Annotated in this window: 14 protein-coding genes; 12 read left to right on the top strand and 2 right to left on the bottom strand. The window is 47.7% G+C overall.

What is annotated here, in order from left to right; translation table 11 throughout:
* Positions 1-8: 8 nt before the first annotated feature.
* Positions 9-2,303 carry a PD-(D/E)XK nuclease family protein gene (locus NLX73_RS14955; RefSeq protein ID WP_254326542.1) on the top strand — a complete coding sequence of 765 codons (2,295 nt, stop codon included), beginning with the start codon at positions 9-11 and terminating at the stop codon, positions 2,301-2,303.
* 312 nt (positions 2,304-2,615) lie between these two features.
* A complete protein-coding gene (locus NLX73_RS14950) occupies positions 2,616-2,798 on the top strand; it encodes a hypothetical protein (protein WP_061830271.1) in 183 nt (60 codons plus the stop codon).
* 53 nt (positions 2,799-2,851) lie between these two features.
* Here the strand turns inward: NLX73_RS14950 and NLX73_RS14945 are convergent, their stop codons facing one another.
* The gene (locus NLX73_RS14945; protein WP_025720479.1) at positions 2,852-3,220 is read right to left on the bottom strand and encodes a helix-turn-helix domain-containing protein; all 369 of its coding nucleotides are present in this window, start codon (positions 3,218-3,220) and stop codon (positions 2,852-2,854) included.
* A 327-nt stretch (positions 3,221-3,547) separates the two neighbouring features.
* On the opposite strand from NLX73_RS14945, the gene NLX73_RS14940 reads away from it, so the two are divergent.
* The 7 genes from NLX73_RS14940 to NLX73_RS14910 all read left to right on the top strand — a co-directional run bounded on the left by NLX73_RS14940 (position 3,548) and on the right by NLX73_RS14910 (position 10,450).
* Positions 3,548-4,297 (top strand): YveK family protein, encoded by a 750-nt coding sequence (locus tag NLX73_RS14940; RefSeq protein ID WP_039269541.1) that lies wholly within the window; start codon positions 3,548-3,550, stop codon positions 4,295-4,297.
* Positions 4,278-4,964: a CpsD/CapB family tyrosine-protein kinase gene (locus tag NLX73_RS14935; protein WP_061830270.1), complete on the top strand. Its 687-nt coding sequence runs from the start codon at positions 4,278-4,280 to the stop codon at positions 4,962-4,964. The genes NLX73_RS14940 and NLX73_RS14935 overlap by 20 nt, the downstream gene beginning before the upstream one ends.
* An 85-nt stretch (positions 4,965-5,049) precedes the next feature.
* Positions 5,050-5,748 (top strand): sugar transferase, encoded by a 699-nt coding sequence (locus tag NLX73_RS14930; protein ID WP_039269544.1) that lies wholly within the window; start codon positions 5,050-5,052, stop codon positions 5,746-5,748.
* Positions 5,749-5,784: 36 nt separating this feature from the next.
* Positions 5,785-6,723: a GDP-L-fucose synthase family protein gene (locus NLX73_RS14925; RefSeq protein WP_250267672.1), complete on the top strand. Its 939-nt coding sequence runs from the start codon at positions 5,785-5,787 to the stop codon at positions 6,721-6,723.
* A 22-nt stretch (positions 6,724-6,745) separates the two neighbouring features.
* Positions 6,746-7,735, top strand: coding sequence for a GDP-mannose 4,6-dehydratase (gmd, locus tag NLX73_RS14920; protein ID WP_061830268.1), 990 nt, complete (start codon positions 6,746-6,748; stop codon positions 7,733-7,735).
* A gap of 122 nt (positions 7,736-7,857) precedes the next feature.
* On the top strand, positions 7,858-9,201 hold the full coding sequence (locus tag NLX73_RS14915; protein WP_254326541.1) for a flippase: 1,344 nt from the start codon (positions 7,858-7,860) through the stop codon (positions 9,199-9,201).
* Positions 9,188-10,450, top strand: a complete 1,263-nt coding sequence (locus NLX73_RS14910) for a hypothetical protein (RefSeq protein WP_254326540.1) — start codon at positions 9,188-9,190, stop codon at positions 10,448-10,450. The genes NLX73_RS14915 and NLX73_RS14910 overlap by 14 nt, the downstream gene beginning before the upstream one ends.
* Before the next feature lie 11 nt (positions 10,451-10,461).
* On the opposite strand, the gene NLX73_RS14905 is transcribed toward NLX73_RS14910, so the two are convergent.
* Complete coding sequence (locus tag NLX73_RS14905; RefSeq protein ID WP_254326539.1) at positions 10,462-10,638, bottom strand: hypothetical protein; 177 nt, start codon at positions 10,636-10,638, stop codon at positions 10,462-10,464.
* A 602-nt stretch (positions 10,639-11,240) separates the two neighbouring features.
* Between NLX73_RS14905 and NLX73_RS14900 the strand changes: the two genes are divergently transcribed.
* Genes NLX73_RS14900 through NLX73_RS14890 form a run of 3 tightly spaced genes read left to right on the top strand, consistent with a single transcriptional unit; the run spans position 11,241 to position 14,498 of the window.
* Positions 11,241-12,473, top strand: a complete 1,233-nt coding sequence (locus tag NLX73_RS14900) for a glycosyltransferase family 4 protein (protein WP_254326657.1) — start codon at positions 11,241-11,243, stop codon at positions 12,471-12,473.
* The gene (locus NLX73_RS14895) at positions 12,470-13,711 is read left to right on the top strand and encodes a glycosyltransferase family 4 protein (RefSeq protein WP_254326538.1); all 1,242 of its coding nucleotides are present in this window, start codon (positions 12,470-12,472) and stop codon (positions 13,709-13,711) included. The genes NLX73_RS14900 and NLX73_RS14895 overlap by 4 nt, the downstream gene beginning before the upstream one ends.
* Positions 13,689-14,498, top strand: coding sequence for a WecB/TagA/CpsF family glycosyltransferase (locus NLX73_RS14890; protein WP_028543099.1), 810 nt, complete (start codon positions 13,689-13,691; stop codon positions 14,496-14,498). Before NLX73_RS14895 ends, NLX73_RS14890 begins: the two co-directional genes overlap by 23 nt.
* Positions 14,499-14,505 lie beyond the last annotated feature (7 nt).

Below are 14,505 nucleotides of genomic sequence, written 5' to 3'. Positions count from 1 at the left end.
TGGATCATATGATGAAAAAATGGTTGACCCACAGGTATACGCCAGTATTATCCGGGCTGCTGGGGGTCGTAGCTATAGCGCTGATCGCTTGGTTGATTTACACGCCTTCAAGGAGCGTAGAACTGCCGACGGATAAAGTAGCGGCAGCCAGTCCAGTATGGAAGCTGGGACAGAGGGATGATTCTTCAGCGGAATTTAGAGGAGTGATTGGTAGAGACAATATCAACATTCCTACAGCCTCTGCTTCTACCGAATCGTCGGCTAAAGGAATATCGTCTGCAACGTCCATAGCAGAGAATACAGCGGCCCCGGTATTGCTCAGCAGTGGAGATATTCCTCCCGGCTTGAATGCGTCCACGAATCCTGAACTGTCGCTCCAGTATAAGCTGGATCAAGTTCCTCCCAATGGAGTGATATTCCGTGTACGGATTTTGGATGCGGGCAAAGCTGTTCCGCAAATGGCTGTATTTTCAAATTATCAGCTGTCCGGTATCATTCAAATCGCTGGGGTTTCCGGTACGGGCAGTGCATATAATTACAAAAGCAACTACGAGCTGTATATACCCAAAGAGCAATTGCAAAGCGGTGTTAACGTACTCAAGCTAAAGACAGCGCGCTGCCTATACTGCTCCTCTGCAGAAGATAAAAATGTGTGGTGGACCTGGGATGACTTGAGCTTGGAGACGTTAGCTTCACCTGCGACCGAACCGGTACACGGTAAATATATACTGACCGGAACAAATGTGAACAATAAAGAATTTTATTATGATCAGGGTGCAGTTAAGCATTTACCATACGTTCTCAAATGGCTGGGAATTGCTTATAGTGGCAACGTCATGAGGGTCACCTGTGCCAGTAATGTGGGCAAGGCATGTACAGACGTGGATGATTACTATCAAACGTTAAAGCAGTATAATATGCAATCGTCTGCTTTGTATTTATATACAGGTGATATTAAGCTGCAAAAAGATGGTTCTCTGCCAGAGACAGCCAAGCAAAAGTTGCGCGATTATGTAAAAAAATACGGTTCTTATCTTCAATATTATGAAGTAGATAACGAACCTGGATTATTTAATCGCTCCAAGGCGGTAAACCTGGCTGTGGCCAAGTGGTTGAATACAGAAGGCAAGCAATTGGCACCGCATCTCAAAACCGTAGCACCGGGCTGGGCCTACTGGCCAACGTACTCTACCAAGGCGTGCAAAAATCAAACTAGTGGTACGCAAAAATGCGGTGACCCAGATGGATGGGAACGGGACCCGGCGCAACGTAAACAGCTGGAGGAAGTCACCGACCTGACCAATGGACACGCCTATGGTGAATCGTATAATGAAGAGGGCGGGGGTAGCTTCGTCCAAAATTTGAAAACCTTCGGCGGTTCGAGCAATGGACTGGCGAAAAAGATGCTGAACACAGAGTTCGGTACCAATGATACGCATCGAGACAATCCCGATTACGGGGCTAGTCAGCCACAAGCAGCTGCATTCGACCGGATTATGCGTTCGCAAATTGGATTTGCCGATATGTTTATCCAGCACGCTGCTTTTTATAAAGATTATACGCTGTTTAAAACAGGCTTCGATCTGCAAAGTCATAACCCGGCCAACACAGAAATTTATCCGTTCGGGCAAGGACAGGACACCCGCGTTAAGATCATGAGACGCTTGAGCTTAGCCTATGCCACCCATGGAAAACCTCTGACTTATACAGTGCTGAATCCAGAGGATACCAAGGACAAGATGGTCTATGTTCGTGCGGTGGATACGTCCAAGCTTAAACCGCTGGCAGGTAGCGGCGCTACTTCAGACAAATTGCTGGTGAATCTAGTGAATTTCGAAGCTACCCCGCAGACCGTTCGTGTACGGGTAACGATGCCGAAAGCCGGTTTGTACACAGGTGAACGTTTTGGAGCGGGTTCTACTTACAGTCAGGCACAGCGTTCCATATCAGGGCTCAAGGCTTCTCCTGCCCTTGATTTTGAAGAAAAGCTGGGTCCTGGCGAAGCGGTACAATATATTTTGGAATTAAAAAGTACAGATCAGACCGCAGCTTCGGCCCCAACAGGGGTGAAGGCTGCCTCTGTTCAGGATGGGGCGGTAAAGATTAATTGGCTTCAGGCAGAAGGCGTATCTTCCTATGATGTGCTGCGTGCTGACGGGACCGACGGGGCCTATCAGGTGATTGCCTCGCAAGTAGCGGGAAGCACGTATACAGACCGCACAGTAAAAGCTGGAGGCCACTATGTCTACAAAGTCCGGGCGACCGGAGGCACTCAGGTTTCCCAGGCAGCGGAGGTCGCTTAATAACAGATCGGAATGTATATAGGACCTGAGTTAACGAATACCTAACATCATTTCGAAAGAAAACAAAAAAGAACCTATCAGGAGAAAATAGGACCTGACAGGTTCTTTTTTGTTGGAAAATCGTTCTGATTTGCCAATACTTTACGTATAATGAAGAAAAAAATAAGAAAATCCTTTTATATTCTCGTCATAAGACGACAACATTGCAGGTATGTATTCATATATAATAGTTTTGTTCATGACTATACATACATGGTTTTGTGGGAAATCTCTTTCCGGTGACCAAGAATAATAAAGCGAGGTTAGTGCTGAATGAACAAGGAGACAGAATTAGGGGTGAACAACCCTCTTTTTCAAAACAACGTACGGAAAGTAGACAAAGCCGCTATCGACTTGGACATCCGGGACATTTTGCTTCAATGTGGGTTCACGATGCCAGAATGGCTAGAAAACGACGCTGATGGAACCACATACCGGAAGGACAAGCGCGTGTAAATTCCACCGGCTGGTCCTACTTGAGCGAGACGTGAAGCAGTCGGCCGCTTTCTTTATTCCATCATTCGTTCCATTCGGACAAATGCAATAAAACGTTTGGCTTCTTCCTCAGACAAGGTGCGTCCGTCAATGGTCAGGTTGAAACGTTGCAGAATATCCTCGTCGGACAGTTCAAGCTGGTCCACAAATTCCCTCACATCTGAATCCAATATCGCTGCCGGATGGCTCGTACGTCCCACCAAGTAGTCAATCGTTACCCCGAAAATATCAGCGAGCTTGGTCAGGATCTCAAAATCTGGCTTGCGCCTATTTTTTTCATAGTGAGAAAGAGCTGCCCGCGTAATTCCGAGGGATTGCGCTAGTTCCTCTTGTTTTAATCCCTTATGTTCTCGTAATTCAGCGATGCGGGTGCCATAATTCATCTGTTTTTCCTCCTGAAGGCAAGGTTAAGAAAGGTAAAAAAGCAATTTTACGCTTGACAAGATACGTTTTGTATCATAAATTAGTTATGTAAGTTACATAACGTATCTTTATTTCATAGTTTTCACTTATGTCTTCGTTTATATACCCTAAGAGGCCACCGATTATTGAGCATTTTGTGCTTATTCGCTGGCTAGACCTTCTATGCGCTATTATACAACATTTTACTATAGATTAGAGGGTCATGCATCGTTCTTTTCCCCGTTATGCAGAGGATCAGTACAAGCGTTATTGCATCGAAAACAAGTCAATCAGGGAGGACTGGTCTTGTGCAGTTGAAAGAGTACATCCGTTTGATCCGTAAAAGAATGTGGTTGATTGGTAGCATCGTACTGCTGGTATGTACTGTAGTGGGCATAAAGAATGTATATTTTACCCCGCAGATTTATGAAGCTACCGCAAAGCTCATTATCAACCAGACGCCACGACCGGATCGTGCAGGTGTCGTTGATTACAGTGTAGTTCAAACGAATATAGCCTTAACGAACTCCTATAAGCAAATTATGATCTCCTCGGCGATTATGGATCAGGTGGTCGCCAGCTTCCCCGACCTTAAGGTCACTCCGTCAGCTTTGGCGCAAAAATTAAGAGTGAACACCGCAGGTGATTCACAGGTCATGGATGTAACAATCCGCGATTTATCGTATACGAAGGCTGTGAAAACCGTCAATGCGGTAGCCAAAGTATTCAAACGGCAAATTCCCTCTATCATGAAAATGGACAATGTCACCATCCTAAGCGAAGCCAGTCTGAATGATCCAGCAGTTCCCGTGAACAGTAATCCCGCTATACAGATATTTATTGCTTTTGTCACCTCTTTATTGTTGGGAATCGGCTTGGCATTTTTGCTGGAGGTACTGGATGATACATTTAAGAATGAAGAGGATATTGAAAAAGAACTCGGTCTGCCTACCCTATCCTTGATTACGAAAATGAAAAAAGAAGATAAACGCTCTGACAGCTCGACTACAACTCCTAAACAGGTAGGTGAAGGGCAATATGCCGCGATTAATCAATAATCAGCTCGTTACATCCCTACATGCTCAGTCTTCCGTTTCGGAGGAGTACCGCATGCTTCGCACTAACATCCAGTTTTCTTCTATAGACGAGCCGATTGAGGTTATGATGGTGGCGTCCGCTCAGGCGGGTGAAGGCAGAACGGTCACGATTAGCAATTTGGCTGTAACCTATGCGCAAGAGGGGAAAAAGGTGCTGATTATGGATATGGATCTGCGTCGTTCCTCTTTGCACCATATGTTTGGTTTGCGTAACCATACAGGGCTGACACGGGTGCTTGCCAATCAACAGGCATGGCAGGATGTGGTTCAGGAAACCGGGATTGACCATCTGCATGCAATTACAGCCGGGCCGAACCCGCCCAATCCGTCCGAGATGCTCAGTTCCCGTAGAATGAATGCTCTGCTAGTTGAGCTAAAAGAACATTATGACGTGATCTTAATGGATACGCCGCCGTTGCTGTCCTTTCCGGATGGCTTAATTATAAGCGCTATGTGTGACGGAGTCATTCTGGTGGTGCAGGCAGGGAAGGTCAAAAAGGATGTCGTCAAGAAAGCAAAAGCGAATTTGGAAAGAGTAAAGGCGCGCATTCTGGGTGTAGTACTTAATAATGTGAAGCGTTCGAATACCCGCGCCGAGAGGGGTATGGAGGAACGCAATCTGACATGAATAAAAAGGAGGAAAATGAGAGTATATAAAATTCTTTTAACAATGTATAAATAATAATTATCAATAAGGAGCGAGGTGATGAGACGTGTCTTCTTCCCGCTCGAACGAGGCCGAAGTGCTGGGCGCGTCAGTGGATGTATATTCGGTCGCTCATGGGCTTGAACGGCGGCAAGGATGGAACGTATACCCGTTCGTGAAGCGAAGCATGGATATTATATTGTCTTTCATTGGAATCATCGTGCTATGCCCGGTATTTCTGCTTGTCATTCTGCTGATTAAGCTGGAGGACCCAAAAGGCAGTGCGTTATTTTATCAAGTACGTATTGGGAAAAATGAGCGTCCGTTTCGCATGATCAAATTTCGTTCCATGGTGTCTGATGCCGAGGCGAGATTGTCTGCACTGCTGGTGGAAAATGAAATTGAGGGTGCGATGTTCAAAATGCGGGATGATCCCCGAATTACCCGTGTGGGTCGCTTTCTTCGCAGAACGAGCATCGACGAGCTGCCACAACTGTTCAATGTACTGCGTGGGCAGATGAGTCTGGTAGGACCCAGACCCCCGTTGCCAAGAGAAGTCCATAATTACACAGTGAGGGATAAGCTGCGTCTGACGGTTACACCAGGCTGCACCGGTCTATGGCAGATCAGCGGTCGTAATCATCTAAGCTTTAACCAGATGGTAGAACTGGATTTGGAGTACATATCCAGACGCAGTTTCCGCACAGATATGATCATTATGCTGAAAACATTTCGTGTGCTGCTAGGCTCCAAGGATGCGTATTAAAGTCTTTCATTTTCACGAAGAAAGTAGGGGATAAGTATGGATCTTCATTCCAACATATATGTAGCAGGGCATAACGGACTGGTGGGTTCCGCTATTGTCCGAGCGCTTCAGAATGCGGGTTACCGTCATATTATTACTCGCACAAGCCGTGAGCTGGATCTACGCAATAAAGAGGCAGTAGATCATTTTTTTGAAACAGAGCCTGTGGATTATGTATTTCTGGCAGCGGCCAAGGTTGGTGGGATTTTGGCGAATAGCGAATATCCGGCTGATTTTATCCGTGACAATCTGCTTATACAAACGAATGTGATTGATGCGGCTTACCGGGTGAATGTAGGCAAGCTGTTATTCCTCGGCTCTACCTGTATCTATCCTAAATTTGCTCCGCAGCCGTTGCGAGAAGAATATCTGCTTACGGGTGAACTGGAGCCTACTAATGAGGCCTATGCGATTGCTAAAATTGCCGGGATTAAAATGTGTCAGTCTTACAACCGTCAGTATGGAACTCGGTTTATTTCTGTGATGCCGACGAATTTATACGGTCCGGGCGACAATTTTGATCTCCAGACCTCTCATGTGCTGCCTGCGCTCATCCGCAAGTTTCATGAAGCCAAGCTGAATCAATCTCCGACTGTAGAAGTATGGGGATCTGGTACGCCGCGCCGAGAATTTCTTCATTCTGATGATCTGGCTGAAGCCTGTCTGTTCCTGATGAACAATTATGAGGGAAATGAAATTGTGAATATCGGCGTAGGTGAGGATATCTCCATTCGTGAGCTGGCTGAACGAGTGAAGAATGTAGTTGGCTATGAGGGGGAAATTACCTTTAACACCTCCGCTCCTGATGGAACGCCGCGTAAGTTGGTAGATGTATCCCGAATTTCCGGGCTGGGCTGGTCGGCGCGTATTTCACTAGAAGAGGGATTAAGGTCTGTGTATCAGGCATTTCAAGGCCTGGATCTGGTTGAACAATAAAAAAAACGGTGGGGGAATTGGAATGAAAAAAGCGCTGATCACAGGGATTACCGGACAAGACGGGTCCTATCTGGCTGAGTTGCTGCTGTCCAAGGATTATGAGGTGTACGGGGTGCGCAGACGAACCAGCACACCGAACTTTGAAAATGTAGCGCATATCCAGAATGACATCCAATGGCTTTCCGGTGATATGACCGATCTGGCTTCATTGATCGAAGCCGTCCGTCAGTCCGACCCAGATGAGGTCTACAACTTGGCTGCTCAATCCTTTGTAGCGGCCTCGTGGCCGCAGCCGTTGGCTACAGGGCAGATTACAGCGCTATCTGTCACCAATATGCTGGAGGCGGTTCGAATTGCCAAACCGGAAGCGCGCTTTTATCAGGCGTCAAGCAGCGAGATGTTCGGTAAGGTGCTGGAGACACCCCAGACAGAAACGACTCCGTTTTACCCACGTAGTCCTTACGGTGTAGCCAAAGTGTACGGCCATTGGATTACAGTGAACTATCGCGAAAGCTTTGATATGTTTGCTTGCTCTGGCATTCTGTTCAATCACGAATCGCCACGCCGAGGACTGGAATTTGTAACGCGCAAGGTGTCGGATGCGGTAGCTCGTATCAAGCTAGGGTTGCAGCAGGAGCTGCGCATGGGAAATTTGGATTCACTGCGAGACTGGGGTTTTGCAGGCGATTATGTAAAGGCGATGTGGCTGATGCTTCAGCAGGATCAACCGGATGATTACGTCATTTCCACAGGAGAAATGCATTCTGTACGTGAACTGCTGCAAATTGCCTTTTCCCATGTAGGTTTAAATTATGAGGATTACGTCGTGATCGATCCTCAATTTGTCCGTCCGGCAGAGGTAGATTTATTGCTCGGCGATTGTGCCAAGGCGAAAGAAAAGCTGGGCTGGCGATTGGAAGTAGGCTTCGAGCAGCTCATTCATATGATGGTGGATACAGACTTGGAGCGGGTAAAAAGGCAGGCTGCAGTTGAAGCTTCTGTTGTCGTATAAGAGATGGAGGGGCCACCCGCCTGAGCGGGGGTCTCTTCGCTGTACATGATTGCAGCTGCATTGACAGAACAGCAGGTTATAAGGCTGTGCGAAAGGTCATTTTTTAAGATGGAGTAAAACCTATGACATTAGTCAAAAAACGCGCCAAACCGCGCAGAAGTTTGCTGGTGAATACATCCTGGCTGTTCGGTGACAAAATGATTCGCATGGTGTTTGGCCTGGCAGTCAGCATCATCATGGCGAGAGTGTTGGGACCAGAGGAACTGGGAAAGTGGAATTATGCGGAATCCTTTTTCGGGATGTTTCTGATTTTCACGACCCTTGGCTTTGATTCTATATTAGTACGCGATCTTGTCAAAGACCCCAAGGATGAGCATGAGCTATTGGGGACGGCAGTTCTGCTGAAATTGGTAGGTACTCTGATAGCCATTGTACTGTCCTATTCCTTCATTTCACTGCTCAGACCGGAAGATAGTTCAGTGCGGTTGATCAATCTGATCCTGGCTACGGCCTCGATATTTCAATTGTTTGATATCATCGACTACTGGTTTCGTGCGCAGATGCTGTCCAAATACACGGTCGTTGCCAAGAATACCGCTTTTGTTCTCGGCTCCATCATCAAAATCATTCTTTTGTTGTCCGGTGTTCCGATATGGTTGGTGGCGTTGTGTGCTCATGGAGAGTTTCTGTTGGGAAGCCTGCTGCTGCTGTATTTCTTCCATAAGGAAGGAAGACGTGTGAACCGATGGACGTTCCGCTTAACCACAGCTCGGCGAATCATGAATCACAGCTGGCCACTTATATTGTCATCCTCCGCTGTATATGTACAGGCACGGATCGATCAAGTCATTATCGGTGAACTGCTGGGGAACGCTGCGGTCGGGCAATACTCCGTTGCACTCCGACTCATCGAAGTGCTGGGCTTCATTCCGGTCGTTCTGACGACGGCTTATGCTCCGGTGGTGACGCGTTCAAAGCAGAAAGGAAGCGACGAATACAGACAGACATTGTCCAAGGTGTATCGGCTGATGTTTATATGCTTTCTTGTGACCTCGGTACCTTTATTTTTTCTATCCCAATGGGTAGTGGTTGTGCTGTATGGGAGAGAATTTACCGAAGCAGGTTCGCTGTTGTCTCTGTTTGCGATTCGTCTGTTTTTCACTAACTTCAGTGTTGCTAAAAGCTTGTTTATTACCAATGAAAATTTGTTTAGATACACGCTGCTGACCTCGGTGGTAGGGGCGGTTACGAATATCGCTTTCAATTACGCGCTAATCCCTTTGCTTGGTGTCCGAGGGTCGTTAGTGGCGACGATCTTGTCCTTTACGATATCTGTATTTCTATTAGATTTGCTGTTTAAGGAAGTTAAATCTAATTTGGGTTGGATGATGAAGTCCATCCTGACCTTTTGGCGTGTTCAAATTACAGTACCGAAAGTTGGAGAGAACAATCATGATACCCATTAAACCGTTTGTTCGGCATGAGGAACAGTGCCCGCATTGTGGAGGTAAGGTACGTGGTGGAGAGGTGCTGTGGCAGGGAATCCATGTATGTGTCAGTACTGCGTGTGAGGGGTGCGGACGCGAATATCTCGAGGACATGAGGGTCGGTCATGCCACGTATTCACCTTATCGTGTAGAAATGCCTGACTATATTCTGACCGGTGATGCGAAGTCGAGAAAATGGCTCGGAGAGCCTTTGCGGCAATCGTTGATGAATCCTTCCTATGACTTAGCAGTCGGTATGACCGTGCATAAAATGAAAGCTTCTACACGTGTAATCATCGTCAACACTATGGATTATTTGTATGGTCATGCTTTGCTCAAGCTGCTCAATGTGCAACGCGAATACGAGCAATCCCCGGACCTGGGAATTATTGTCATTGTGCAAAAGTCGCTGGAGTGGATGGTGCCAGCATATGTGTCTGAAATTTGGACGGTTGATGTGCCATTCAGCAGGGCACGTAACTTTTATCCTGTACTACATCATCGGATGATTGAGGAACTGATGCGTTTTGATGAGGTGTATGTCAGCCCGGTATATTCACATCCCAATCAGTTTGATATTGAGCAGTTTACAGGTGTCTCCCGCTATGACGAGGGGCGTGAGTCGGAGCCGCGCATTACCTTCGTATGGAGGGAAGATCGCTTGTGGAGCGGCAGCCATCATATCGCAAGAGCGGTACAGAAATTTCCGCAGCTCAAACGTGGGCTAAAACCGCTCATTTATCATCAGCGCAGTAAAATCATACGGCTGTTCCGCAGGCTAAAAGAAAGCTTCCCAGATCATCGTTTTACAGTCGCTGGACTTGGGCGTACCGGGAGCTTCCCGGCATGGATTTCTGATGAGCGTGTCACACGCTTCGACCGAGAAAGTGAGCTGCGGGTCTGTGAGGTATACGCAGCCAGCCAATTAGTAATCGGTATCCACGGCTCTAATATGCTACTGCCCTCTGCGCATGCCAGCATGACCATTGATTTGATGCCCAAGGACCGATGGGGGAATTACGCTCAGGATATTTTATTTCACGAAACGGATCATCGGCTTACAGCCTACAAATACCGCTTTGTGCCGATGGAATCGAGTGTGACTCTAGTGGCAGATATGGCAGCTGCCCAGCTCAAAGGGGCAGATCATTTTAATATGCAGATGACGGAGGAAAGGCAGCGTGAACATTCAAGTTGGAGGGGAAAGGCCGCTTCGGGACGGGTTTGATCCTGGAGCGACTATTGTGGATGGAAGTCCGCTTCGGGACGGATTTGATCTTCCGATCGCTGTTGACGAGGGATTCCCTGGATTGAATAGGCCCTGTAAGAGGTCGGAATCCCACGGGGAATATGCTTTCGAAGCGAGCTTTCCTTCGGAAAGCTTTGAGGCGAACGCTGACGCTTCTCCAGATTCAAACCCTTACCCTCCGCTACCTACCGCTGCCAAAAAGAATTTCCCCCAGCCCCTAGGGTGGGAAAGGTAAGAGCCGCCTGGCGATAGCTTCGCCCTATCGCCGCGAACTTCTCGCCGGGTACGCATCCCGGCATAATTAATGCTCTGTACCGTTCTCTGTCAGGGTGACAGCGTTTGGTGGATAGCAATCTTTTAGCAGGCGACAATCTAGTCATCGTTAAGGTCTTGTGTCAGCCCAGTGGTAGTAGCTCTATGCTGTTCAATCGTTTATCGCTATGGTGACCGGTATACAAGCTAGCGCGCAGTCAACGCCTGCGTGCATTCGCTCGCGTATATCCGCGCAGCGGGGGGCACTTCATGCCCAGCATTCCCTTTTTTGAAATGGGGTGACTTTATGGACCCGGCGGTCAGTAGCGGAGCGGTCCATTTGAATCTGAAGAAGCGCTAGCGTTCGCCTTTGCAGTGGGATTCTTACCTCGGAATGTTTTATATATCCAGGAATCCCACTGCAACAGCGATCGGAAGATCAAATGAAACGCGCAGTGTTCTCTGAACCCTCCGTGCTCCATAACTCACCCAATATGAAATGGCAGGAGCCCTGATGATGATTCAAAAAATATTGTATCTCCGCAATTTTGCCAGCAAGGTGAACGGGGACTCATACAATTTACAGGAAGTCGGTTTGGGCAAAGCACTCGTTCGAAAAGGCTATGATTGCGATATTGTTTACTACAACGATCGTAAAGAAACCCATCTGGAACAGGTCTACCGTCACGAAGGATGCACCTTGCGTATTATCTGGCTCTACGGGTTTAAGTTCTTAAGCAACAGCATCTACAGAGATGTTCTCAAAGATTCTTTTCTGGATGCTTATGGTCTGGTCATTACTACAGAATACAACCAGATCATGACCTATCTGCTTTCCCGCAAATGTCCTGATAAGCTGGCGTTGTATCACGGCCCATACCGAGATAACACGCACGCGCTGATCCGCAAACTATACGATATTATGCTGCTGCCGAAGGTAGCAAAATCTCTACGCCATACCTATGTCAAATCCGATCTTGCCAAGCGCTATTTGGAGAATAAAGGTTTTGACAACGTGGTTACGATTGGGGTCGGACTGGATCGCAGTAAAGTAGAGAGAGCATTTGACAGTGACACCAGTAACAACAGTGAAGACATAAGCGGAAAACGTGAGGAAAACCGTGAGGTTGCGAATGAGCTGCGTCGAATCGGAGATCGTCCGGTGCTACTGTATGTTGGCGTACTGGAGGAACGGAGAAATATACGTTTTATGCTGACTACGTTCAAAAGGGTACTCCAAAAGCATCCTAGCTGCCTTTTGTTAATGGTCGGGGATGGACGGAAGACGGACACAGACCGCTATTGGACATATGCTCATGAACTGGGAATAACGGACAGTATTATACATTTTTCAAGAGTGGAGCAACGTCATCTGTGGCAGGTTTACGGAGCGGCGGATGTGATGCTGTTTCCGACCCAATACGATATTTTTGGTATGGTGCTGCTGGAAAGCATGCTGTTTCGCGTCCCGATTATCTCTTCGGTAAACGGGGGCTCGGTTACCTTGATTGAGGACGGAGTGAGCGGAGTGATGCTGAGAAGCTTTTCAGAAGAGGAATGGTCTGGTCGGATAGGCGATTTGCTGGATAATGCTGAGCTGAGACGAAGTATGGCGGAGAAGGCCTTCCTTACGGTCGAGCGTATGTCGTGGGATCGCATTGCGGATGAAATAGTAAGCCATCAAGGGATCAAACCTACGAGTTCGAACCACGCTATGCAATCAACGCAGGAAAGAGGGGCAACCACGTGAGCCAACAGGTCAGCAGACAGATGAGCCCTCCTGTGAGCAAGGTGCTGATCATCCATAACTTTTATCAGCAAAGCGGGGGAGAAGACAAGGTTGTCGAGCAAGAATCAGCTATGCTGCGTTCCAGAGGAATAGAGACAGAGCATTACTATGTGCACAACGACAGCATTCAAAGCAGAGGGCTAGCGAACATGGCAAAGCTGGCGGTAGAGGCGGCATGGTCCCTGCCGGAATTCAAAAGAATCAAAAAGCTGCTTTTACAGGTGAAGCCAGATGTGGTACATGTGCATAATTTTTTCCCGGTTATATCCCCTTCGGTCTATCATGCTTGTGAACGGCTGGGGATTCCGGTTGTCCAGACACTGCATAATTACAGGCTGATTTGTCCGGCGGCAACCTTTATGCGAGGGAATAAGGTTTGTGAAAAATGCCTGCACGGCACGCTGCTGCATTCCATCCGTCATGGATGCTATCGAGGTTCACAGCTTCAGACGATTCCGGTAGCGGCGATGATTAAGTTCAACGATCTGATCGGCACATGGCAGCACAAGGTAAGTCGCTATATTGCGCTGACAGAGTTTGCACGGGACAAATTTGCCGAAAGCGGTATTCCACTAGATCGTATCGCGGTAAAGCCGAATTTTGTCCATCATAAAACAGTGAAAACCCAATATGACCCGAATGATCGTTATTTATTGTTCGTGGGGCGGATTTCAGCTGAAAAAGGGGTTCGCAATCTGCTGCAAGCTTGGTCACAGTTGGAAGATCGGGGGGGATTGAGACTGGTCATCATTGGGGATGGTCCGGAAAAGGCTGAATTGACCGCTGCTTATCCGCAGGAAGATGTTCGGTTTCTCGGTAAGCAGGATGGAGACACGGTACTGGATTGCATGAGCCGGGCCATGTATGTCATGGTGCCTTCCATTTGGTATGAAGGATTTCCCATGACCATTGTAGAGTCTTTTTCTGTTGGAACTCCGGTATTATGCAGCCGGCTCGGTGCACTGGAGGAAGTTGTGGAGGACGGGGTGACGGGTTTCCATTTTCAACATGATGATTTGGAAAATATAAAGACTGTGATTCGCTGTGCAGTAGTCTATGAAAACTATGCAGCTATGAGACAGAAGGTGTCGGAAAACTACGCTGCACGCTATACGGAAGAAGTGAATGTGAAGCAGCTGATGGCGATATATAGCGAGGCGATGGAGGAGCGTGATTATGAAGCAGCTGCCCCAATATAGAGTCGGAAGGATTGCGGATGCAGATATTGCAGCACTTACGTTTCAGGAGACGGTACACATGCTGGAACAATGGGCAGTCGAACGAAAGGACGGCTATGTTTGTATTTGCAACACGCATTCCATTGTCACAGCCGGGAATCATTCCGAGTTCCACGAAGCGCTCACTCAAGCCGATTTGTGTACTCCCGATGGTATGCCGTTGGTATGGGCGCTTAAGCTGTACGGATTTGAGCGTCAGGATCGGGTAGATGGTCCCAGTCTGATGCTCAAGTTGTGCGAACGTGCGCCACAGACGAAGGTAAGTATATATTTTTACGGCAGTACGCCGGATACGCTGGATAGCTTAAAAGAAAGAGTAGAACAGGATTACCCTGGAATCCGCATCGCTGGCAGCTTTTCACCACCATTTCGTGAGCTTCATCCAGATGAGGAGGAGCGGATCATTGATGAAATCAATGCGTCTGGCGCGCATATCATATTCGTCAGCTTAGGCTGCCCGAAGCAGGAAATATGGATGCATCGCAACAAAGACCGCATTCATGGCGTGATGATTGGAGTAGGGGCGGCTTTTGACTATATCACTGGAAAGGTTCGTAGACCGCCACTAGCGATACAAAAGCTTGGGCTGGAGTGGCTGTACCGTCTGATCTGTGAACCGAAGCGATTATGGAAGAGGTATGCCTATAACAATCCGATGTATGTATACCGTTTTCTAAAATCTTATCGGCAAAACAAACGGCTTACGCTTTATCATAATCGGCTTGCAGGAAGAGATATAGAGAAGTGAAGTCGGT

The organism is Paenibacillus sp. CH40 (assembly GCF_024213605.1).
GTDB classification, from domain to species: Bacteria; Bacillota; Bacilli; order Paenibacillales; family Paenibacillaceae; genus Paenibacillus; species Paenibacillus polymyxa_B.
This window is presented reverse-complemented; position numbering and strand designations above follow the sequence as displayed.